Origin of the sequence: Pseudolactococcus plantarum (assembly GCF_002441715.1) — a bacterium.
Taxonomy (GTDB): domain Bacteria; phylum Bacillota; class Bacilli; order Lactobacillales; family Streptococcaceae; genus Pseudolactococcus; species Pseudolactococcus plantarum.
On record NZ_JXJX01000006.1, the window covers coordinates 1 to 22,662 of the forward strand.

The window sequence follows — 22,662 nt, forward strand, 5'->3', positions numbered from 1 at the left end:
GTCGCAGGTTCGAATCCTGTCTTCCCGATATTTACGACTGTTATAGTCGTTTTTTTTGTTTTTAAGGAATTTTTAACTCGTATTTTGATATAATGTAACATGAAGTAAATCGACAAGTTAACGTAAGGAGAGTTTATGAGGGTTATTGCAGGAGATTTTGGTGGGAGAAACTTAAAAACATTGGGTGGGAAAACAACTCGACCTACAGGTGATAAAGTAAGAGCCGCCATGTTTTCTATGATAGGTCCTTTTTTTGATGGTGGACAAGTTCTTGATTTATATGCTGGTAGTGGAGGTCTTGCTATAGAAGCTGTTTCCAGAGGCATATCAAACGCTATATTAGTTGAACGTGATTATCAAGCTCAAGCTGTTATTCTGGATAATATTAAAATGACGAAAGAAGCGAATAAGTTTACGTTATTAAAAATGGATGCACATCGAGCACTACAGTCTATGAGTGAACGGTTTGATTTAGTATTTTTAGATCCACCATATGCTCAAGCATCAATCGTTGAAGATATAGAACAAATTGTATCGTTAAACTTATTAGCTGATCAAGCAATAATTGTCTGTGAAACTGATACATCTATAGATTTGCCATCTGAAATTGCTAATCTTAAGGTTATAAAAGAAAAAAATTATGGTATTTCTAAAGTCACGATTTATGAAAGAGGGTCTAATGAGTAAACGGATTGGGTTATATACAGGGACATTTGATGTGGCAACGAATGGTCATTTGGATATTATTGCTCGTAGTGCTAAACTTTTTGATATTTTATATGTAGGGATTTTTGATAATGTAAAAAAGAATCCTATTTTTTCTTTGAATGAGCGACAAGATATGCTAGTTAAACTAGTTAGTCAATATGAGCATGTGAAAGTCGTTGTTCACGAGTCGCAATTAACAGTTCATGTTGCCAAAGATCTGGGTGCCTCAGCACTTGTTAGAAGTGTTAGAAATGGGCAAGATTTAGCTTATGAATCTGAAATGTGTTTTTTTAATCAACAGATGACCGGTATTGAAACTATTGTATTATTAGCAAATCCAGAATTACAATATATCAGTAGTTCACGTATCAAAGAATTGGCAGCTATGGGGATGGATGTGTCAAAATGGGTGCCAGCATTAGTTAGTGATGAATTGGAGAACAAACTTGGCAGAAAATAAAAAAAATTTTATAAAAAAACGATGGTTTGTTGTGATTTTCCTGAGTATACTGATATTGTTAGGGACTTTAGTTCCCTTGCCATATTATATTGAAATGCCTGGATCAACAGAAAATGTTAGCAATATGATACAGGTTGAGAAAATGCCAGTAGTAGATAAAGGATCATTAAATTTAACCACAGTTTCTGTAATGCAAGCAACAGGTGCTAGTCTTATTTATGCTGCAGCAACAAATTTTACTGATGTTTATAGCAAAAAAGACATGATGGGCGATCAATCTGATAATGATTATAATCGGATGAATAAGTTTTATATGGAAAGCGCCCAAAATGTTGCAATTTATTCAGCATTTAAACTGGCAAATAAACCCTTTAGTCTAAATTATAAAGGTGTTTATGTATTAAATGTCTTACCAAAATCTACTTTTAAGAATGTTCTTCAAATTGCTGACACAGTAGTTGGTGCTGATGGAAAAACATTTAATTCTTCTCAAGAGTTAATGGCCTATATTAAATCCTTAAAGATTGGTGATAATATCTCAATACAATACACGAATGATAAGGGTGAAAAAAAATCATCTGAAGGTAAAACGATTAAGTTACAAGATGGTAAAGCAGGTATTGGCATTACCCTTGTGGATCACACGGATATTACAAGTACACCTGCTGTAAAAATTGATGCAGGGGATATTGGCGGACCATCAGCAGGTATGATGTTTACGCTTGAACTATATTCGCAATTAATGGGTAAAGATTTGACACAAGGCAGAAATATAGCTGGTACCGGTACAATTGAAGTCGATGGCAAGGTAGGACGCATCGGTGGTATTGATAAAAAGGTGGCTACAGCTAGTCAGAGTGGTGCAAGCATCTTTTTAGCACCTGATGATGAAATAACACCAGAGATGAAAAAATATGATAAACATATTGAATCAAATTATCAAGAGGCACTGGCTGCTGCAAAAAAATTAAAAACAAAAATGAAAATCGTACCTGTTAAAACAGTTGAAGAAGCGATTAGTTATCTGGAAAAGAATTAAAGTGAAGCTTGCTTCATTTTTTTTTTAAGTTTGTGAAAAGGAAAGTTAATCATCATACGTGTTTTAAAACAAAAAGTTAAACAATTCACAAAGTACAGAAGTTTTACGAAAAAAATTTTTATTTTTCTATTTACAAACGCTTACAAAGTGGTATAATAAACTCATAAATCAAGTTAGTGAATTCACTAACTTTACGAGATACCCTATACTTACCATTTTTAAGGAGAAAAAAGATGGCTACAAAAACAGTAGAAAAAATTGAAACATTTGACGTTGCTGGCATGATTGATGAGCTAGCTATTAAAGGTGCACAAGCACTTAAAGGGCTTGAGAAATTAAATCAAGAACAAATTGACCATATCGTTCATGAAATGAGTATGGCAGCTCTTGACAAGCACATGATGCTTGCAAAAATGGCAGTTGAGGAAACTGGCCGTGGTATCTATGAAGATAAAGCAATCAAAAATATGTATGCGTCTGAATATATTTGGCATGCGATTAAAGATAATAAAACGGTTGGTGTCATCAACGAAGATAAAGAAGCTGGTATTGTTGAGATTGCTGAACCAGTCGGTGTTATTTGTGGTGTTACACCAACAACTAACCCAACTTCAACAACTATTTTTAAAGCAATGATTGCGATCAAAACACGTAATCCAATTATCTTTGCATTCCATCCATCTGCACAACAATCGTCAGCAGCAGCAGCAAAAATTGTACTTGATGCGGCAGTAGCAGCAGGAGCACCAGCAGATTGTATCCAATGGGTAACAAAACCGTCAATCGAAGCAACTGGTCTCTTGATGAATCATCCTATTATTGCAACGGTTCTAGCAACGGGTGGTTCTGCTATGGTAAAATCAGCCTATTCGACTGGTAAACCAGCACTTGGTGTGGGTCCTGGTAATACGCCTGCTTATATCACTAAAGAAGCGAAAATTAAACGTGCTGTAAACGATTTGTTCTTATCAAAAACTTTTGATAATGGGATGATTTGTGCATCAGAACAAGCGATTATTGTTGATAACGAAGTCTTTAATGACGTTAAAGAAGAATTTTTAGCTCACAATGCTTATATCGTCTCTTCTAAATCAGAATTAGCTAAACTTGAAGCAGCCGTTATGTTACCGGATGGTCATGCGGTTAATCCTAAAATTGTTGGTTACTCAGCAAAACATATTGCAGACTTGGCAGGTATCAAGGTACCAGCTGAAACAAAACTGCTTATCGCTGAAATCGCTGGTGTTGGTCCAGAATATCCGTTATCACGTGAAAAATTATCACCAGTATTAGCGATGATTAAAGCGAATTCGACTGAAGAAGGACTAGACTTGTGTGAAGCGATGTTGGATCTTGGTGGTCTAGGTCATACAGCAGTTATTCATACTGAAGATGAAGCATTACAGATTGAATTTGGTATTCGTATGAAAGCTTGTCGTATCTTGGTAAATACGCCAGCAGCTGAAGGTGGTATTGGTAATATCTACAACGAAATGTTACCGTCGTTAACGCTTGGTTGTGGATCATATGGGCATAACTCAATTTCACATAATGTATCAGCAGTTGATTTGATCAATGTTAAAACACTTGCGAAACGGAGAAATAATATGCAATGGTTTAAATTACCACCAAAAGTTTATTTTGAAAAAAATTCAATCACTTACTTACAACAAATTAAAGCAAAACGTGTCATGTTAGTCTGTGATCCAGGTATGGTTCAATTTGGTTATGCTGATCTTGTTCGTAAACAGCTTGAGAAGAACCCAAACGATCCCCGCATTGAAGTATTTTCAGATGTTGAACCTAATCCTTCTACAAATACTGTCTACAAAGGGTTAGAAATTTTCAATAATTTCCAACCAGATGTCGTTATTGCACTTGGTGGTGGATCAGCGATGGACGCTGCTAAAGGCATGTGGATGTTCTTTGAACACCCAGATACAAGCTTCTTTGGTGCTAAACAAAAATTCTTGGATATTCGTAAACGTGCTTACAAAATTGAATATGCAGAAAAAGCGACATTTATCTGTATTCCTACAACATCAGGTACTGGATCAGAAGTAACACCGTTTGCGGTTATCACAGATTCAGATGATCATACTAAGTATCCATTAGCTGATTATGCATTGACACCAGATGTTGCGATTATTGATCCACAACTTGTTATGTCAGTACCGGCAAGTGTTACTGCTGATACAGGTATGGATGTGTTGACTCACGCGATTGAATCCTATGTTTCAGTTATGGCTTCTGATTATACACGTGGTCTATCATTACAAGCTATCAAGATTGTTTTTGAATACTTGGAAAAATCAGTTAAGACTGGTGATGCTGAGTCTCGTGAAAAAATGCATAACGCCTCTACAATGGCTGGGATGGCCTTTGCCAATGCTTTCTTAGGTATTTCTCATTCCATTGCTCATAAAGTTGGTGGTGCTTGGGGTATCCCTCATGGACGTACAAATGCTATCTTGTTACCACATGTCATTCGTTATAATGCAAAAGACCCTCAAAAACACGCGATGTTCCCTAAATATGATTTCTTCCGCGCTGATAGCGATTATGCTGATATCGCTCGTTTCTTAGGACTAAAAGGTAATACAACGGCCGAACTAGTTGAATCACTTGCGAGTGCTGTATACAATCTTGGTATTGCCACTGGTATCGAGATGAACTGGCAATCTCAAGGATTGACTAAAAAACAAATGGATGCAGAAATTGATCATCTTGCTGAAAAAGCATATGAAGATCAATGTACAACTGCTAATCCAAAAGAACCATTAATTTCTGAATTGAAAGAAATCATCGAAACTGCTTATGATTATAAAGCTTAAGTCATAAAAAAAGACCATCGTGAGATGGTCTTTTTGTTGTGGATAAGTTGAGAGTTCAGCAAATATGTTAAAGCAGTTGAGAGTTGACTGACTGCTATATATTGCAAAATACATCATCATTAGGTGTTTTTTTGTCTGCCATAACTGTTTCAATAGTATAGCGTCCCCATTTTGAAATAGTTGCTATAAACTGTTTTAAGGTATCAGTAGAAAAATGACTAACAATCATATAGCATGCTTGACCCGATACTTTATAAAAGTGCTCAATCTCTGTAAAGGTATTGACAGTTGACTCAAAATGACTATAGTCATTGTTGTCCATAAAGATGCGAATAAACTGTTGGTGATCATGCGTAATACAAATTGTATAGTGCTTAATATAGCCACTATCAATCAATTTATTGATTCTACTACCGACAGCTTGTCCTGTCATATGAATCATTTCTCCGATTTTTTTATGTGTGAGTTGGGAATCTTTTTTTAAAAAGTCAATAATCTGTTGGTCAACAGTATCCATTGTTTATTTTCCTTTCATGTTGAAAACAACTACCTTTATATGCTTTCAATAGCTTATTTACGAGTATATTAAAAACAATTATACTTTATTTTATAGAAAAGAGGTAGCTTATGAAACAAGGACTTTTAGTCATCGACGTGCAAAATGATTATTTTGCAGGAGGAAAAATGGTACTGAAGGGTGCTGATGAAGCACTTCGAAATATCAATCTTTTAGAAGCACAGTTTAGTGCTGCAAAATTACCTATTATTTACATTCAACACATCAAACATCAAAAAAATGCTGATTTCTTTGAGCAAGGTACGAGTGGAGCTGAATTACATGCTAAACTGAAAGTTGATGACACTTCGATCATTATCGTAAAACACTTTCCTAATAGTTTTCTCGAGACTACACTAGCAGAAGTGCTCAAAAACGATCAAATTGATCAGCTTGTTATTTGTGGGATGATGACACATATGTGTATTCGTGCGACAACACCAGTTGCAACAGACTTAGGTTATCATCCTATATTGATAGCTGATGCGACAGCGACGAAAGATCTCAGCCAAGATGGCCTGATCATTTCGGCTGATCAAGTACAAGCTGATATCATTTCAGAGTTATCATTAGTTGCAGACATCCAGACAACGAGTCAGTTTGTAAGGGGATTTAACCCAAGAACGTAGAGTTATCTTCAGATGATACGTTAAGTTGATCATACACAACTCAGTTCTGGCTAATAAGTTATCCAAGCATTTCTTCAACATTTTTATCTGGGATAATCCATAATGAAAATATAAAGATTGACATTAATAACATAATGATTGGTGCGATAAAGTAGCCTAGAACAATACTGAGTAGATTGAGTAGCAAACTTATCCTGTTTTTGATGATAGTGGACGTCCCCAACACTTTACTTTTATTAATGTTTAGCAATTCTCTCGTCAAAAGGTAATAAGTCAAGTTAGCCAATGTCAGTAATATGACGTAGCATAGTTCAGGAACAAAAGAATTGAGATAATGTGAGACCCAGTTGGATACAAAAGGCATCAAAGACAAAACAAACAGAAAAAACATATTAATCCATAATACTTTTCCGTTTATTTTGTTGATACTTTGTAACAAATGATGGTGATTAACCCAATAAACAGCTAACATGATGAAGCTGATAAAATAAACGCCCAAATGAGGTAATATTTTAGCAAGACTTTCCCAAGTGTCAGAATCAGGTCTAGCTAATTCTAATACTAAAATGGTCATAATAATTGCAATAACAGCATCAGTAAAAGCTTCTAATCTTGATTTATTCATTATAGTTTCTCCTTTAAACTTCTTTATTTTATCATAATCTTAAAGCCTTATCATTTTTTACGACCTGAAAACGTGATAGGTAATTGCGTATAAGGGTTGCAAATTAAAGAGAAACCGTGTATAATTAAATGGTTGTCGCGAAAACATCGTGCAACATAAACCACATTTTAAGTAGATATCATCGTAGTGCTAGCGATAGTAGCGGTGATAAGTGATACTTGAAAGAGGAAAAACTATTTTAAAAGGAGACTAGCTCATGGCAGTCATTTCAATGAAACAACTACTCGAAGCGGGTGTTCACTTCGGTCACCAAACACGCCGTTGGAACCCAAAAATGAAACCGTTCATCTTTACAGAACGTAACGGTATTCACGTTATCGATTTACAAAAAACAGTAAAACTTGCTGACGATGCTTACAACTATGTTCGCGACGCATCTGCAAACGGCGCAATTGTTCTTTTTGTAGGTACAAAAAAACAAGCTGCTGAAGCAGTAAAAGAAGAAGCACTTCGTGCTGGTCAATACTACATCAACCACCGTTGGTTGGGTGGTACTTTGACTAACTGGGGTACAATTCAAAAACGTATCGCACGTTTGAAAGAAATCAACAAAATGGAAGAAGATGGTACTTTTGAAGTACTTCCTAAAAAAGAAGTTGTACTTTTAAACAAACAACGCGATCGTCTTGAAAAATTCTTGGGCGGTATCGCAGATATGCCTCGTATTCCAGATGTTATCTACATTGTGGATCCACATAAAGAGCAAATCGCAGTTCAAGAAGCAACTAAATTGAATATCCCAATCGTTGCAATGGTTGATACTAATGCAAATCCTGATCCAATCGATGTTATCATCCCTGCAAATGATGATGCAATTCGTGCGGTTAAATTGATCACTGGAAAAATGGCTGATGCTATTATCGAAGGTCGTCAAGGTGAAGATGCTGTTGAAGCTGAAGATGCAAACGTTGCAGAACCAGCATCAGCTGAATCAATCGAAGAATTGGTAGAAGTTGTGGAAGGTTCAAAAGAAGCCTAAGCTTCTTTTGAATTGACCAATCAGTAACATGCGTGTTACGACAACAAAGAAGCCTAAGCTTCTTTTGAATTGACTAGATGAGTATTATTCTCTATCTAGTTAGTTAAAAAATGAAAATTAAAAGAGGGCGGGGCCTACGCCTCGTACCTCTTTTTTATAACATATCAACTCGTAGATTGTTTGCTTAAAGTTGTGCGTTAAGCATGGCAATCAGAATTAAAAAGGAGAAAAAAAATGGCAATTACTGCAGCTCAAGTAAAAGAATTGCGTGAAAAAACTGGTGCGGGCGTTATGGACGCTAAAAAAGCATTAGTTGAAACTGATGGTGATATTGCAAAAGCAACTGAGCTACTTCGTGAAAAAGGAATGGCCAAAGCGGCTAAAAAAGTTGACCGTGTAGCTGCTGAAGGTTTAACAGGTGTTTACGTTGATGGTAACGTTGCTGCCCTTGTTGAAGTTAACTCAGAAACAGACTTCGTTGCTAAAAATGAACAATTTGTAACATTAGTAAACGAAACAGCAGAATTGATCGCAAAAAATAAACCTGCTGATAACGACGCTGCACTTGCTATCCAAATGTCATCTGGAAAATCATTGGCAGATGCTTATGTTGAAGCAACATCAACAATTGGTGAAAAAATCTCTTTCCGCCGTTTTGCATTGATTGAAAAAACAGATGCACAACATTTTGGTGCTTACCAACATAATGGTGGTCGTATTGGTGTTATCACTGTTGTAGAAGGTGGAGATGCTGCGCTTGCTAAACAAGTCTCTATGCACATCGCTGCGATGAAACCAACTGTATTATCTTATACAGAATTAGATGCTCAATTTGTTAAAGACGAATTAGCACAACTTAATCACGCAATTGAACAAGATAACGAAAGTCGTGCTATGGTTGATAAACCAGCATTACCTTTCCTTACTTATGGTTCTAAAGCTCAACTTACTGATGAGATCATCTCAGCAGCTGAAGCAGCGATTAAAGAAGAGCTTGCTGCTGAAGGTAAACCAGAAAAAATCTGGGATAAAATTATTCCAGGTAAAATGGAACGTTTTATGCTTGATAACACAAAAGTTGACCAAGCTTATACTTTGTTAGCTCAAGTTTATGTTATGGATGACAGCAAAACTGTAGAACAATATCTTGCATCAGTTGATGCAACAGTTGTATCATTTGCACGTTTTGAAGTAGGCGAAGGTATCGAAAAAGCTGCAAACAACTTTGAAGCTGAAGTACAAGCTACAATGGCAGCAGCACTTGAAAACTAATAATTCATTCAACTTATTTAAAGTCAAACATTCCGAAGACTTAAGTAAAAAGTAGTTTCTCATTATCTAATAAACAATTTTGTTTATTAGATGTCGAAAGATGAGGATGAGGATAAGGAAATACACCGAAAGTTAACTTGCGGTGTATTTTTTTGCCTAAATGTGGTATAATGAAACACGGAATTTATAATTTGAATAGTAGCTATTGATAGATAAAAAAATCAGTGATGGAGAGTAAATAAGAATGCCAAAAAGTATCGTAATTGCAATAGTGATATTGCTAGTGATCGTCGTGATGTTTTATGTGATAGCGATGATACTACGCAAAAAAACTGAGAATCGGATTATTGCACTTGAAGAGCGCAAAGAAGATTTATTTGATTTGCCTGTACAAGAAGAAGTAGATGCTGTAAAAAAATTGCATTTAGTTGGTCAAAGCCAAACGCTCTTTAGAGAATGGAACCAAAAATGGATCGATCTTTCAGCGAATTCTTTTGCGGACTTAGAGAATCACATTTTTGAAGCAGAAGAATTAAATGATTCTTTCAAATTTATGAGAGCTCGTACAGCGGTAGAAGCATCAGAAGAGCAAATTAAGTTAATGGAAGAAGATGTTCAGTCTATCCGTGATGGTATTACTGAATTAACGAAACAAGAAACGATTAATTCAGCTAAAATTCAAGATTCACTAGATTTATATGATACACTTAGAGCTGAAATAACTGATAATGCTGATAAATATGGTGTCGCAATTACAGAACTTGAAACACAGTTAGATAATATTGAAACTGAGTTCTCGCAATTTGTCCAACTTAATTCAACGGGTGATCCGATAGAAGCTTCTGAAGTTTTAGAGACAGCAGAAGAACATACGATTGCTTTAGGAGCAATCGCAGAACGTATCCCTGCTATTGTGGTTGATCTTAAAGAAAAATATCCACAAGAACTTGACAAATTAACTGATGGTTACAAGGAATTTATAGGTCAAGGGTTCAAGTTACCGGAATCTGTGAATGTTGATGACCGATTAGAAGAAATTCAAGATAATTTAGCACAGACTGAACGTTTTGTTGAAAACTTTGAGCTAGATCGTGCTGATGCTGAATTAGAAAAAGTACAACTTAATTTAGATAATCTGTATACTATTTTTGAAGATGAGTATAAAGCTAGACGAGATGTCGCAAATAATGCGACAATCATTAAAGATTATATTACGCACACACGCACTAACAATAAAAATTTATTATTAGAAATTGATCATGTTTCTCAAGCTTACGTCTTAACAGGTAATGAGATGGGGATCGTTCGCGGTTTCCAAGAAGAATTAGAGCAGATTGAAGCGGGTGCAACTGAGTTATTAGATGTTATCAAAGAAAATGCACAACCTTATAGCTTACTTGGTAAAGAAGTAGATACGATTATTTCAACACTTGATGATATTGAAAAAAATCAAGTGAAGATAAGTAATGACTTACAAAATTTACGCAAACAAGAAAAAGCTGCACAAGATTTAGCAGACACATTTGATAGAGATATCCGTATACTTAAGCGTTACGTTGAAAAAAGAAACTTACCTGGGTTACCACAAGCTTATTTAGACAAGTTTTTTGCAACATCAGAGCGTGTACAAGCTTTGTTTAAAGAGTTGAATAAAGTCAAAGTTAATATTGATGGTGTCAATCATTTAGTTGAAGTCACAACAGAAGACGTTTCTAGCTTAAAAGATGCGACAGATGAGTTAGTTGATCAAGCACGTTTAGCAGAAGATCTGATGCAGTACGCTAATCGCTATAAAACAACTAATGAGCGTGTAGCCAAGAGTATTGCTCGGGCGTATCAATTATTTGAAAGAGACCGTAATTATCTCGCTTCTTTTGAAGAAATTTCAACAGTTTTAGATGAAGTTGAACCAGGAGCTACAGAACGTATTTCAAATGTATACCATAACACAAAAGTAACACCAGACTATCGTTAAAAAGTTTACCATTATGGTAAACTTTTTTTACTATCATATACTGTGATAGTAATGAGCAAATAGCAGACACATACAGATTAGCATTTCTAATATTAAATATGATATAATTAACTGATTGATATTTTAGTCAAGGTGATGAAAGTTAGCGATGAATTGAAATGATTTAGCATGATGTTAACAGTTATCATATTATATAAAGTAGATAAAAGAAAAGAGGCTTTTTTATGACAAAAGGAATTATCTTAGCAGGTGGGTCGGGGACGCGTTTATACCCATTGACGCGTGCGGCAAGTAAACAATTGATGCCGATTTATGATAAACCAATGATATACTACCCACTTTCTACACTTATGCTAGCTGGGATAAAAGAAATTTTGATCATTTCAACACCACAAGATTTACCACGCTTTGAGGATTTACTTGGAGATGGGAAAGAATTTGGTATTGAGTTAAGTTATGCTGTACAACCTAGTCCTGATGGATTGGCTCAAGCTTTTATTATCGGTGCAGATTTCATCGGTGATGACAACGTAGCTTTGATCCTCGGAGATAATATTTACTATGGTCCTGGTATGTCTAAGATGCTAGCGCGTGCAGCAGCGAAACCAAAAGGTGCAACTGTGTTTGGTTACCAAGTCAAAGATCCTGAACGTTTTGGTGTTGTAGAATTTGATAAAGATATGCGTGCAATTTCTGTAGAAGAAAAGCCTGAGCATCCAAAATCAAATTACGCAATTACAGGGCTTTATTTCTATGATAATGATGTTGTTAACATCGCAAAATCAATTAAACCATCACCTCGTGGAGAGCTTGAGATAACTGATGTGAATGATGCTTATCTTAAACGTGGTGATTTGGATGTTGAAGTGATGGGTCGTGGTTTTGCTTGGTTGGATACTGGTACACATGAGTCATTATTAGAAGCAGCGCAATACATTGAAACAGTACAACGCATGCAAAATGTTCAAGTTGCAAACTTAGAAGAAATTGCTTACCGCATGGGATACATTAGCCGTGAAGAAGTGATTGCGCTTGCTCAACCGCTTAAGAAAAATGAATATGGTCAATATCTATTAAGACTTGTGGAGGCTGACTGAGTTATGACGACAGAATTTTTTGGTAAAACATTAGCAGCGCGTGAGATTAAGGCAATCCCAGGTATGCTTGAATTTGATATTCCAGTACACGGTGATAATCGTGGGTGGTTTAAAGAAAATTTTCAAAAAGAAAAAATGTTGCCATTGGGCTTCCCAGATCATTTTTTTGCTGAAAATAAATTACAAAATAATGTCTCTTTTTCTCGTAAACATGTCTTGCGTGGTCTTCATGCAGAACCATGGGATAAATATATATCAGTGGCTGACAGTGGACGAGTACTCGGTGCTTGGGTAGATTTACGTGAAGGTGAGAGCTTTGGACATGTTTATCAGACTGAAATTGATGCAAGTAAAGGTATTTTCGTACCTCGTGGCGTTGCAAATGGCTTTCAAGTATTAAGTGATGAAGTATCGTATAGTTATTTAGTAAACGACTACTGGGCTTTGGAATTAAAACCAAAATATGCGTTTGTAAACTATGCTGATCCAACTTTAGGGATCAAATGGGAAGATGTGGTGAATGCTGAGGTTAGCGATGCGGATAAGCATCATCCGCTGTTAAAGGATGTTAAGCCTTTGACTGCTGACTTGTTATAATTGGAGAAAGAAATGACTGAATTAAAAAAAATCATCGTAACAGGGGGAGCTGGATTTATTGGCTCAAACTTTGTACATTATGTTTACAATAACCATCCTGAGATTGAAAAAATCATTGTTTTGGATAAATTGACTTATGCTGGAAATAAAGCCAATATTAGTGAGATTTTAGGGGATCGTGTTGAACTCGTTGTTGGCGATATTGCTGATGCTGAGTTAGTAGATGAGTTATCTGCTAAAGTGGATGCGATCGTTCACTATGCTGCTGAGTCACATAATGACAACTCGCTTAAGTCTCAAGATGAATTTATTCATACTAATTTTATTGGGACTTATACATTGATTCAAGCTGCTCGTAAACATGATTTACGTTTCCACCATGTCTCAACAGATGAGGTTTACGGAGATTTACCATATCGTGAAGATTTACCAGGGCACGGTGAAGGTGAAGGCGAGAAGTTTACAGACCATACACCATATAATCCAAGTTCTCCTTATTCTTCTACTAAGGCTGCAAGTGATTTGATTGTCCGTGCCTGGGTTCGCTCTTTTGGACTTAAAGCAACAATTTCAAATTGTTCAAATAACTATGGTCCTTACCAACATATCGAAAAATTTATTCCTCGTCAAATTACAAATATTTTAGCCGGTATTAAACCAAAGTTATATGGCGATGGTAAAAATGTACGAGATTGGATACATACAGAAGATCACTCATCTGGTGTTTGGACAATTTTGACTAAAGGTGAAATAGGTGAAACTTACCTAATCGGCGCTGATGGTGAGAAAAACAATAAAGAAGTTCTAGAAGAAATTCTAACTGAAATGGGTCAAGAAGCAACAGCTTATGATCGTGTAACTGATCGTGCTGGTCATGATTTACGTTATGCGATTGATAATACAAAACTTCGTAAAGAGCTTGGCTGGGCGCCGAAACATACTGACTTTGAATCTGGTTTGAAAGATACAATCAAATGGTATACAGATAATAAAGATTGGTGGCAAGCTGAAAAAGCAGCAGTTGAAGCTAACTATGCTAAGTCACAAGAGGTGCTTAAATGATTTTAATTACGGGAGCAAATGGTCAGCTAGGGACAGAATTGCGTTATTTACTTGATGAACGTGGTGAGGAATATGTTGCAACGGATGTTGCGCAATTAGATATTACAGACGTTAAGCAAGTTAATAAAGCTTTTGATGAGATTAAACCTACTTTGGTTTATCATTGTGCAGCATATACAGCAGTTGATAAAGCTGAAGATGAGGGTAAAGCACTAGATTATGCAATTAATGTAACTGGTACTGAAAATATTGCTAAAGCAACTGCTGCTCATAATGCGACCTTAGTTTATATTTCTACAGACTATGTGTTTGATGGTCAAAAACCTGTTGGTGAAGAGTGGGAAGTCAACGATAGACCAGACCCTCAAACTGAATATGGTCGGACGAAACGTTTAGGCGAAGAATTGGTTGAGAAATACGCAGAAAAATTCTACATCATTCGTACAGCTTGGGTTTTTGGTAACTACGGCGCTAATTTTGTATTTACCATGCAAAAATTAGCAGAGACGCATGATGCCCTAACGGTGGTAAATGATCAACATGGTAGACCTACTTGGACACGTACGTTGGCAGAATTTATGACTTATCTTACTGAAAATCAAAGAGATTTTGGTTATTACCATCTATCCAACGATGCAGCTGAAGATGTCACTTGGTATGATTTTGCGGTAGAAATTTTGAAAGATACGGCAGTTGAAGTCAAACCTGTTGACTCAAGCCAATTTCCAGCAAAAGCAAAACGCCCGCTCAATTCAACGATGAGTCTGACAAAAGCTAAAGCAACTGGCTTTATCATTCCAACTTGGCAAGAAGCGTTAAATGCGTTTTATCATCAACAAAAACCTGAATAAACTTTAATTAAAACATGCTGTGCAAGCATGTTTTTTGTTATGTCAAAGATAATCGAGATCATAATCACGTATTAAGAAGAAAATAATGAAATGGTAAAATGACAATGAAAAACAAATATGCTATAATTAGAAAGAATATCTTAAGAAATCAGGTGAATAATGCAACATGTTTTTATCATTGGCTCACGTGGTTTACCGGCCAAATACGGAGGCTTTGAAACTTTTGTTGATGAGCTTGTGAGTCATCAATCATCAAACCAAATCAAATACCACGTTGCATGTCTTTCTGATCATAATACGGGTAAACACTTTGATTATAAGATGGCTGACGTCTTTGAAGTTAAGAAACGCAACTTTGGAGGCGCCAACGTCATTTTTTATGATAGAGATGCAATCAATTACGCAATCAGTTATATCAAAAAAAATAATATTGTTAAGCCTATATTTTACATCCTAGGGAATACCTTGGGTGCATTCATTGGACGTTATATTAACAAGATTCATGATATCGGTGGAAAAATCTATGTTAACCCTGATGGTCTTGAATGGAAACGCAGTAAATGGATAAAGCCAATTCAGATGTACCTCAAGTATTCTGAGAAAAAAATGGCAGAAAAAGCAGATTTGATTATTTCTGATAATCAAGGAATTGAAGACTATTTAAAAAATGAGTACAAAGATGTAGTATCCACTGTCATTGCTTATGGGACAAATCCAGTATCAGAAAAAGGTCATGTTGATTTATCATGGTTTAACAAATATGACGTTCAGCCAAAAGGATACTATCTTGTAGTTGGGCGGTTCGTGCCTGAAAATAATTACGAAGCAATTATTCGTAACTATATGCTATCTGATACGAAACGTGATTTAGTGATTATCACTAATCATGAAGATGATCCCTACTTTGACAAACTGAGACAATTGACACATTTTGATCAAGATAAGCGGATAAAATTTGTTGGCACAGTATATGAGAAGTCTTTACTAGTTGCGATCAGACAAAATGCTTTTGCCTATATTCATGGTCATGCAGTAGGTGGTACAAATCCAGGGTTGCTTGAAGCAATGAGCTTGACGGATTTAAATTTAGTATTTGATGTGAACTTTAACCACAATGTCGCATTGGATTCTGCACTTTACTGGCAAGTAGATACCTTAGTTGAGTTAATTGAAAAATCTGAGCAACTTGACAATATAGCAATAGCTACACTTGCTAAAAAAGCACGCACCATTATTTCAAATAATTATATGTGGTATCAGATTGTCAATCGATATGAGAGGCTGTTTTTAAATGAAAGTTAATATTGTCCTCTCGACATATAATGGTGAGAGGTTCCTAACTGAACAAATCCAAAGCATTCAAAAGCAAACGTTCACTGATTGGCAATTATTAATCAGAGATGATGGCTCTACAGATCGTACGCCAGAAATCATTAAAAAATTTGTGGCAAATGATGAACGAATTAAATTTATCAATGAAGATAATCGTGAAAATTTTGGTGTGATTAAGAATTTTTATACTTTAGTTCATTATGAGGCTGCTGATTATTATTTTTTTAGTGATCAAGATGATGTCTGGTTACCTGAAAAAATGATGACAATGCTAAATGAAGCGAAACAATATCCTGTTGATCAATCTCTTATGGTATATATGGATTTGTCGGTTGTGGATGAAAATTTATCTGTTATTAACCCGTCAATGATTCGTAGCCAAAGTGGCCATGCGAATATTAGTTTATGCCCAGAATTAACAGAGAATACTGTAACTGGGGGTGTCTCTATGATTAATCATACATTGGCTCAAAAATGGGATAAAACTGATAGTATTATCATGCATGATTGGTATTTGGCGCTTCTAGCAACAGCTACAGGACGCTTAGTGTATATCGATCAACCAGGTGAATTATACAGACAACATGACGCCAATGTTTTGGGCGCAAGAACACTAAATAAGCGTATAAAAAAATGGCTCAATCCTTTACAAGCTGTCAATAAATATTGGGAGCTTATCGTAAACAGTCAAAAGCAGGCGGCAATTTTATTAAATCAAGCTGATCTGTCAGACGAATACAGGGAAATTATCGAGAAGTATGTTGGTATATTGAACCAAACAACGATGAACCGGATTAAGTATTTAAAGAAATACGAATTTAAAAAAAATAAATTATTCCACACAATTGTTTTTAAAACACTTGTTGTGACAAAGTTGGGATATACTAATCATTAAGTCTAGCATGACAGATGATAGTAACCGCTGTAAGCTCATAAAGTAAGGTCTAGATAATCATTAAAGCTTTTAATGATAAGGAGCAGTAGGCCTATTATGGTGGACAATATACCAAGGTTTTTTATGAGTATGTTTATGATTTAATTAACGACTATGGTGTGACATTTATCTTTGTACGTGGCTAATAACGTTTAGCATGCGCTGCTAAACCACTGGTTGTTGAAAGAAAAATGAGATTATCGTATAATTAACCTTGCTATAAGAAAGAGGAAAGTATGAACTTTTTTGATAAAAAAAATAAGATTCTATTAAAAGAATTGATAAAAACTGATTTTAAATTACGTTATCAGGGATCCGCAATTGGCTATCTCTGGTCAATATTAAAACCTGTACTACTATTTTTAGTTTTGTACATGGTATTTGTGAAGTTTTTAAGATTTGGTGCGGGAGTACCTCACTTTGCTGTTGCGCTACTTTTGGGGATGACGGTATGGAACTTTTTTACAGAAGTAACGAATATGGGGATGGTCTCTATTGTTTCTAGAGGCGATTTGATGCGAAAAATTTCTTTTTCGAAACCTATTATTATCTTTTCAGTTACTGCTAATGCTTTGATTAACTTTGGTATCAATCTTGTTGTCGTATTAATATTTGCATTAATTAATGGCGTAACATTTTCAGCTAAAGTTGTATTTTTACCTTTTTTAGTAGTTGAATTGATCTTATTATCTGTTGGGATTGCTTTTTTACTTGCAACACTATTTGTACGTTATCGAGACCTAGGACCTGTTTGGGAAGTATTTTTGCAGGCATTTATGTATGCAACACCAATCATTTATCCTGTAACGATGTTGTTTACTAATGGGACACAGGCGACTTGGTACGCTAGAGCTGTCATGTTGAATCCTATGGCACAAATTGTTCAAGATTTTAGATATACACTAATTGATCCCGTAAATATTACTTCTTGGCAGCTCTTGCCATTATCGGTTGTATGGGTACCATATATACTATCACCTATCATCTTCTTGCTAGGTATGGCTGTTTTCAATAGACAGTCTGATAGATTTGCTGAAATTATTTAAGAGGTGGAAAATGGAAAATAATAATATTGCAGTTAAAGTTGACCACGTCTCAAAATCGTTTAGACTACCGACTGAGAGTACGTCAAGTTTACGTACAACACTTGTTAATCGCCTTAAAGGAATAAAAGGCTACACAGACCAACATGTGCTAAAAGATATTTCTTTTGAAGTTGAAAAAGGAGATTTTTTCGGTATTGTAGGTCAAAATGGTTCCGGAAAGTCTACGTTACTTAAAATTATTTCGCAAATCTATAAACCAGAGCATGGACAGGTTCTAGTTGAAGGTAAGTTAGTATCCTTTATCGAGCTTGGTGTAGGATTTAATCCAGAGTTGACTGGTAAAGAAAATGTCTACCTTAATGGGGCGATGCTAGGGTTTTCAGTTGATGAAATAGCAGCTATGTATGATGACATTGTTGAATTTGCTGAACTTAGTGACTTCATGAATCAAAAACTTAAGAATTATTCTTCTGGTATGCAAGTCCGCTTAGCCTTTTCTGTTGCAATCAAAGCAGAAGGTGATGTACTTGTACTAGATGAAGTGTTGGCGGTAGGTGATGAATCTTTCCAAAGAAAATGTAATGATTATTTCATGGAAAGACGTAAGTCTGGTAAAACAACTATTCTTGTAACACATGATATGGGTGCTGTACAAAAGTATTGTAACAAAGCTATCATGATAAAAAATGGAGAAATCGTATCAAGTGGTAAACCAAGTGTTGTAGCAGCGAAATACCGTGCGGCAAACTTTGAAGATATAGGCAAAGATAAAACAAATAATCAAGAGAATCATATGACTTATCTGCCTGGTACGAATGCAGATGTGCCTAAAGTTGATATCACGCTACTAACAGAAGATGTACTTAATAGAGATGAGACTCTGAAGTTTGAAATTGTTTATGAAACAATTAAAGATATTCCAACTGGTTTTGGTTTTTCAATTATCGATTTAACTAGTGGTGGTCAATTCTCTATAATTGACGATGGTGCAGTAGTTGAAAATGTTTTCACACCTTGGTCAACTCAAAAGGGAGTTGTTTCAAGAGTTTATGAACTCCCATTAGCGATGTTCAATAATCGGGACTTCATGATCGTTGGGTCTGTATTTACAGGCACAAGTGATGTTGGAGATTTTAAACAAATCGGGTATATTTTTACAGATCGTGGCCCAAGATTTTTTGTAAGAAATGAGGATGGTATATCAGGTCCTTTACTTGTAGAAAAGGGACGATTTCTTGAATAGAAGAGGTTAAGATGTCAAAAATACTTTTTCAATCACCAGCTGGCGGCGTATTAAATGGTGCAGATATGGCAACTAAATGGCAGATGAAATATTTAGTTGAACAGGGTTTTGAAGTTGGTTATATTTATTGTGATAAGCATGGCATGACAGATGGTTTTAAGCAATTTTTATCTGATTATCAAATAAATGATTATTTTTTAGAATATAACTGGTGGATGAATCAATCTTTAGATGTTCCTGATTTTCAAGCTATATCTGAGATTGTTAAGATTATTGACGAACATCAATACGATGTAGCGATAACTGCTACTGCAAATATACCACATTTAGCAGTGGCAGCAGCGTTAACTAATATTAAACACATTTGGCTAATTCATGAATATCCTGAAGGAGAATTCGCTTATACCAAAGATAAATATGATATGATCAACCAATTATCTAATCGAATATTAACCCCTAATCAAGATCTATCAAAACAGATAGGTGAGTTAATAGCTGATAAAGATAAGATGAGTTATTTCTATCCATTTTCTGATGCAAATGCTCAAGTCATACAAAAAAGTCAATCACCTAGTAGATTAATTAATGTTAATGCATTTTCCGAGGGGAAGAATAGTTTAGAATTAATAAAGATTTTTCAAAAGTTGCAAAATCAATTTCCAGATTTGCAATTAATTTTTACTGGAAACTCTGATAGTGAATATGGTAAGCTCTGCCAGCAATATGTTGAAGAATATGATATTAAGCATATTAAGTTTCTGAACGATTTTACGAAAAATTGGTCAGCCGTCCAAGAAAATGATATTTTTGTTAACCCTTCTAAAATGGAGACATTTGGTTTAACACTGGTTGAGGCGTTAAAATTTGGTATTGTGACTATTGCTGCAACTAATCATCAAACAGGAAACGAGATGGCGAAGCTAGGTTATCTTGATGCACATCATCTTTATCAAAATGGTGATATAGATGATGCAGTAGCAAAAATCACAGTTATTTTAACTGAATTTGGGAAATATAAAACGGATGCTAGCGAGTTAGCTAAACGTGTGATAGAGGAACAAAGCCTTGAGGTGATTACAAAAAATCTGAAATTAGCGGTTGAGCAAAATCAAGAAAATTCTAGCAATTTTTTAAGACATCTTCATCGGATGTTCTTAACGAGTGGTGTGGCTTTGGAAGAACGCCTAACCGTCATCAACCAACAAAAAAACCTAATTGATGAGCGTTTAGCCATTATTGAGAATCAAAAAGTAATGTTAGACGACCAAAAACGTGTTATGGATGAGCGCATGTCAATTATTGACGAGCAAAAAACTGAACTTCAAACATGTAAAGCGCTGATAGATGATCAAAATCACATGCTCAATCGGATTAGAGGCACGTTGATTGGTAGAATATTTTTTAGAGGGAAGCTATGAAACGAGCGGCAATTTATTTCTTTTATGATAGTAAGGGGCTAGTACAAGACTATGTCTCTTACTTTTTGAGTGATTTAACTCAAAATGTTGACAGGCTACTTATCATTGTGAATGGTCGATTAGATGAAGAGAACAAAGATAAGCTAGCGCAATTTGGTGAAGTCTATTTTAGAGAAAATGACGAACTAGATGTTGGTGCCTATAAGTTTGGTTTGGAAAAGCTTAGTGAAACCATAGCTACATTTGATGAATTAATTTTACTTAACAATACGATCATGGGGCCAATCTATCCATTTAAAGAAACATTTGATAAAATGTTGACTAAAGATGTAGATTTTTGGGGATTGACAAAAGTTGGAGATTTAGGCATTGGTGAGACACTTCTCAGTAAGTCTAAATATGACAAGTACCATGAACATATCCAGTCACACTGGATTGCAGTGAGAAAATCATTATTTTTATCACAAGATTGGCAAAAGTTTTGGGATGAGCTACCTTATATTACGGATTATGATACAAGTGTGGGCATGTATGAGGCTGCGTTTACAAAATATTTTAGTGACTTGAATTATAAATGGGAAGTATCGGTTGATTCGGATAATATATACCCACATTCACCATGTCCAATCTATGATTTACCTAAACAACTAATCGAACAAGGCAGATGTCCGATATTCAAGAAAAGAGCTGTCTTTAATGATCTTGAAAGATCAGTTATTGTTGGATCTGGCGAGCAAAACCCTGAATTATTCGAGTATATCAAGACTGCTACTGATTATCCTATAGCATTGTTAGCTAAAGCGGTTTTACCATATTATCATTACGACTTAATTCATAAAAATATGGCTAATGTGTCTATTATGAGTCGAACAGAATCTAAGGTTAATGATAGTCAATCAAAGATTGCTTTAATCATTCATTTATATTTTGAAGATATGGTAGATGACTTCTTGAGTTATGCTAGCTATTTTCCTAAAACAGTTGATATTTTTATTACGACTAGTCAAGCAAATGTGAAAGCAAAAGTGACTGCTAGAAAACAAGATATCCAGCAAAATATAACGGTAGTAGATGTAGATAATCGTGGTCGAGACGTATCTGCGCTTTTAGTTGGGGCAAAACCTATTATTACAAGTGGGGATTATGATTTAGTTTGTTTCACGCATGATAAAAAGACGTTACAGCTAGGCAGTGAGACTTCTGGTTATAGTTTTGCTCACAAATGTTATGAAAATATTCATGGATCAGCGCAATATGTCTCAAATGTCATATCACTTTTTGATGATAACAAGCAACTCGGACTTGCTGTTGCTCCAGCACCAAATCATGGGGATTATTTTTGGACTGTGGAAAAAAACTGGACACCAGATCCTAAAAATTTGTCAAATACCAAGTCGTTGTTGGAGAGATTAGATGTGCATGTCCCAATAGCATTAGATCATCAACCGATTGCACCAATTGGATCTGTTTTTTGGTTTAGACCTCAAGCGATATCAAAACTTTTTGATCATGATTGGCAAATAGAAGATTTTCCTGGAGAACCGCTGCCTGTTGATGGGACAATTAGCCATGCAATTGAGCGGAGCTATCCATTTATTGCCCAAGATGCTGGATACTATACTCAAACGATTATGAACGACCAATATGCATCAATTGAATATTTAAATTTATCTTATTACCTAAAACGCGTATTGCAAGAGGTGGGTATTTTTGAAAATGTTTCAGAATCTGGTAATCTTTTAGGTAAACTCTATCAAATACAAGAAGTGAAACAACAAATGTTAAGTTATCAAGATCAAATATCAGATTATCAAAATCAAATTTCTGAGCTACAACAAATTATTCATAATAATAATTGGAATACGAATAACTTGTTAAGGAAACTAAAAACAGGTTTTAAAAAAATTTTTGGTTAGGTTAATATCAGAGAATATCGGAGGAAATT

General features: G+C 35.3%; 19 protein-coding genes and 1 pseudogene. 18 read left to right on the forward strand and 2 right to left on the reverse strand.

What is annotated here, in order from left to right; genetic code table 11:
- The first annotated feature begins 135 nt into the window (after window positions 1-135).
- The 4 genes from rsmD to adhE all read left to right on the forward strand — a co-directional run bounded on the left by rsmD (window position 136) and on the right by adhE (window position 5,041).
- Window positions 136-687: a 16S rRNA (guanine(966)-N(2))-methyltransferase RsmD gene (rsmD, locus tag RU87_RS04535; RefSeq protein WP_068161600.1), complete on the forward strand. Its 552-nt coding sequence runs from the start codon at window positions 136-138 to the stop codon at window positions 685-687.
- Entirely contained in the window at window positions 680-1,168 is a 489-nt protein-coding gene (gene coaD / locus RU87_RS04540) for a pantetheine-phosphate adenylyltransferase (RefSeq protein ID WP_068161603.1), read from the forward strand. Before rsmD ends, coaD begins: the two co-directional genes overlap by 8 nt.
- Window positions 1,137-2,207: a SepM family pheromone-processing serine protease gene (locus RU87_RS04545; protein ID WP_068161606.1), complete on the forward strand. Its 1,071-nt coding sequence runs from the start codon at window positions 1,137-1,139 to the stop codon at window positions 2,205-2,207. Before coaD ends, RU87_RS04545 begins: the two co-directional genes overlap by 32 nt.
- Before the next feature lie 233 nt (window positions 2,208-2,440).
- Window positions 2,441-5,041: a bifunctional acetaldehyde-CoA/alcohol dehydrogenase gene (adhE, locus tag RU87_RS04550; protein ID WP_068161609.1), complete on the forward strand. Its 2,601-nt coding sequence runs from the start codon at window positions 2,441-2,443 to the stop codon at window positions 5,039-5,041.
- Between the two features lie 94 nt (window positions 5,042-5,135).
- On the opposite strand, the gene RU87_RS04555 is transcribed toward adhE, so the two are convergent.
- Window positions 5,136-5,558: an Lrp/AsnC family transcriptional regulator gene (locus RU87_RS04555; RefSeq protein WP_068161612.1), complete on the reverse strand. Its 423-nt coding sequence runs from the start codon at window positions 5,556-5,558 to the stop codon at window positions 5,136-5,138.
- A gap of 110 nt (window positions 5,559-5,668) precedes the next feature.
- Here RU87_RS04555 and RU87_RS04560 point away from each other — a divergent pair, with 110 nt between their 5' ends.
- Window positions 5,669-6,226: a cysteine hydrolase family protein gene (locus tag RU87_RS04560; protein ID WP_068161615.1), complete on the forward strand. Its 558-nt coding sequence runs from the start codon at window positions 5,669-5,671 to the stop codon at window positions 6,224-6,226.
- A gap of 58 nt (window positions 6,227-6,284) precedes the next feature.
- On the opposite strand, the gene RU87_RS04565 is transcribed toward RU87_RS04560, so the two are convergent.
- Window positions 6,285-6,851: a TMEM175 family protein gene (locus tag RU87_RS04565; protein ID WP_068161617.1), complete on the reverse strand. Its 567-nt coding sequence runs from the start codon at window positions 6,849-6,851 to the stop codon at window positions 6,285-6,287.
- A gap of 256 nt (window positions 6,852-7,107) precedes the next feature.
- Between RU87_RS04565 and rpsB the strand changes: the two genes are divergently transcribed.
- The 13 genes and pseudogenes from rpsB (at window position 7,108) to RU87_RS04630 (ending at window position 22,633) form a co-directional block, all read left to right on the forward strand.
- Window positions 7,108-7,890, forward strand: a complete 783-nt coding sequence (rpsB, locus tag RU87_RS04570; protein WP_068161620.1) for a 30S ribosomal protein S2 — start codon at window positions 7,108-7,110, stop codon at window positions 7,888-7,890.
- A 234-nt stretch (window positions 7,891-8,124) separates the two neighbouring features.
- The gene (gene tsf / locus RU87_RS04575) at window positions 8,125-9,162 is read left to right on the forward strand and encodes a translation elongation factor Ts (protein ID WP_068161624.1); all 1,038 of its coding nucleotides are present in this window, start codon (window positions 8,125-8,127) and stop codon (window positions 9,160-9,162) included.
- Window positions 9,163-9,406: 244 nt separating this feature from the next.
- Window positions 9,407-11,137: a septation ring formation regulator EzrA gene (gene ezrA, locus RU87_RS04580; protein WP_068161626.1), complete on the forward strand. Its 1,731-nt coding sequence runs from the start codon at window positions 9,407-9,409 to the stop codon at window positions 11,135-11,137.
- A gap of 224 nt (window positions 11,138-11,361) precedes the next feature.
- On the forward strand, window positions 11,362-12,234 hold the full coding sequence (gene rfbA, locus RU87_RS04585) for a glucose-1-phosphate thymidylyltransferase RfbA (protein ID WP_068161629.1): 873 nt from the start codon (window positions 11,362-11,364) through the stop codon (window positions 12,232-12,234).
- A gap of 3 nt (window positions 12,235-12,237) precedes the next feature.
- On the forward strand, window positions 12,238-12,831 hold the full coding sequence (locus RU87_RS04590) for a dTDP-4-dehydrorhamnose 3,5-epimerase family protein (RefSeq protein WP_068161632.1): 594 nt from the start codon (window positions 12,238-12,240) through the stop codon (window positions 12,829-12,831).
- Between the two features lie 12 nt (window positions 12,832-12,843).
- Complete coding sequence (gene rfbB / locus RU87_RS04595) at window positions 12,844-13,893, forward strand: dTDP-glucose 4,6-dehydratase (RefSeq protein WP_068161636.1); 1,050 nt, start codon at window positions 12,844-12,846, stop codon at window positions 13,891-13,893.
- The gene (rfbD, locus tag RU87_RS04600) at window positions 13,890-14,744 is read left to right on the forward strand and encodes a dTDP-4-dehydrorhamnose reductase (RefSeq protein WP_068161638.1); all 855 of its coding nucleotides are present in this window, start codon (window positions 13,890-13,892) and stop codon (window positions 14,742-14,744) included. Before rfbB ends, rfbD begins: the two co-directional genes overlap by 4 nt.
- 159 nt (window positions 14,745-14,903) lie before the next feature.
- Entirely contained in the window at window positions 14,904-16,046 is a 1,143-nt protein-coding gene (gene cps2T, locus RU87_RS04605) for a beta 1-4 rhamnosyltransferase Cps2T (protein WP_068161642.1), read from the forward strand.
- On the forward strand, window positions 16,036-16,971 hold the full coding sequence (locus RU87_RS04610) for a glycosyltransferase family 2 protein (protein WP_068161647.1): 936 nt from the start codon (window positions 16,036-16,038) through the stop codon (window positions 16,969-16,971). Before cps2T ends, RU87_RS04610 begins: the two co-directional genes overlap by 11 nt.
- 275 nt (window positions 16,972-17,246) lie before the next feature.
- Complete coding sequence (locus RU87_RS04615; RefSeq protein WP_068161650.1) at window positions 17,247-18,056, forward strand: ABC transporter permease; 810 nt, start codon at window positions 17,247-17,249, stop codon at window positions 18,054-18,056.
- A gap of 10 nt (window positions 18,057-18,066) precedes the next feature.
- Window positions 18,067-18,792, forward strand: a pseudogene (locus RU87_RS09990) (ABC transporter ATP-binding protein); the annotation flags it as partial.
- Window positions 18,793-19,310: 518 nt separating this feature from the next.
- Window positions 19,311-20,717, forward strand: coding sequence for a glycosyltransferase (locus tag RU87_RS04625; RefSeq protein ID WP_068161655.1), 1,407 nt, complete (start codon window positions 19,311-19,313; stop codon window positions 20,715-20,717).
- The gene (locus tag RU87_RS04630) at window positions 20,714-22,633 is read left to right on the forward strand and encodes a rhamnan synthesis F family protein (protein WP_068161658.1); all 1,920 of its coding nucleotides are present in this window, start codon (window positions 20,714-20,716) and stop codon (window positions 22,631-22,633) included. Before RU87_RS04625 ends, RU87_RS04630 begins: the two co-directional genes overlap by 4 nt.
- Window positions 22,634-22,662: the final 29 nt, after the last annotated feature.

Excerpts from the sequence above, each read along its gene's own strand:
- rsmD (WP_068161600.1), top strand. The coding sequence starts at position 136 with ATGAGGGTTATTGCAGGAGATTTTGGTGGGAGAAACTTAAAAACATTG.
- coaD (WP_068161603.1), top strand. The coding sequence starts at position 680 with ATGAGTAAACGGATTGGGTTATATACAGGGACATTTGATGTGGCAACG.
- RU87_RS04545 (WP_068161606.1), top strand. The coding sequence starts at position 1,137 with ATGAATTGGAGAACAAACTTGGCAGAAAATAAAAAAAATTTTATAAAA.
- adhE (WP_068161609.1), top strand. The coding sequence starts at position 2,441 with ATGGCTACAAAAACAGTAGAAAAAATTGAAACATTTGACGTTGCTGGC.
- RU87_RS04555 (WP_068161612.1), bottom strand. The coding sequence starts at position 5,558 with ATGGATACTGTTGACCAACAGATTATTGACTTTTTAAAAAAAGATTCC.
- RU87_RS04560 (WP_068161615.1), top strand. The coding sequence starts at position 5,669 with ATGAAACAAGGACTTTTAGTCATCGACGTGCAAAATGATTATTTTGCA.
- RU87_RS04565 (WP_068161617.1), bottom strand. The coding sequence starts at position 6,851 with ATGAATAAATCAAGATTAGAAGCTTTTACTGATGCTGTTATTGCAATT.
- rpsB (WP_068161620.1), top strand. The coding sequence starts at position 7,108 with ATGGCAGTCATTTCAATGAAACAACTACTCGAAGCGGGTGTTCACTTC.
- tsf (WP_068161624.1), top strand. The coding sequence starts at position 8,125 with ATGGCAATTACTGCAGCTCAAGTAAAAGAATTGCGTGAAAAAACTGGT.
- ezrA (WP_068161626.1), top strand. The coding sequence starts at position 9,407 with ATGCCAAAAAGTATCGTAATTGCAATAGTGATATTGCTAGTGATCGTC.
- rfbA (WP_068161629.1), top strand. The coding sequence starts at position 11,362 with ATGACAAAAGGAATTATCTTAGCAGGTGGGTCGGGGACGCGTTTATAC.
- RU87_RS04590 (WP_068161632.1), top strand. The coding sequence starts at position 12,238 with ATGACGACAGAATTTTTTGGTAAAACATTAGCAGCGCGTGAGATTAAG.
- rfbB (WP_068161636.1), top strand. The coding sequence starts at position 12,844 with ATGACTGAATTAAAAAAAATCATCGTAACAGGGGGAGCTGGATTTATT.
- rfbD (WP_068161638.1), top strand. The coding sequence starts at position 13,890 with ATGATTTTAATTACGGGAGCAAATGGTCAGCTAGGGACAGAATTGCGT.
- cps2T (WP_068161642.1), top strand. The coding sequence starts at position 14,904 with ATGCAACATGTTTTTATCATTGGCTCACGTGGTTTACCGGCCAAATAC.
- RU87_RS04610 (WP_068161647.1), top strand. The coding sequence starts at position 16,036 with ATGAAAGTTAATATTGTCCTCTCGACATATAATGGTGAGAGGTTCCTA.
- RU87_RS04615 (WP_068161650.1), top strand. The coding sequence starts at position 17,247 with ATGAACTTTTTTGATAAAAAAAATAAGATTCTATTAAAAGAATTGATA.
- RU87_RS04625 (WP_068161655.1), top strand. The coding sequence starts at position 19,311 with ATGTCAAAAATACTTTTTCAATCACCAGCTGGCGGCGTATTAAATGGT.
- RU87_RS04630 (WP_068161658.1), top strand. The coding sequence starts at position 20,714 with ATGAAACGAGCGGCAATTTATTTCTTTTATGATAGTAAGGGGCTAGTA.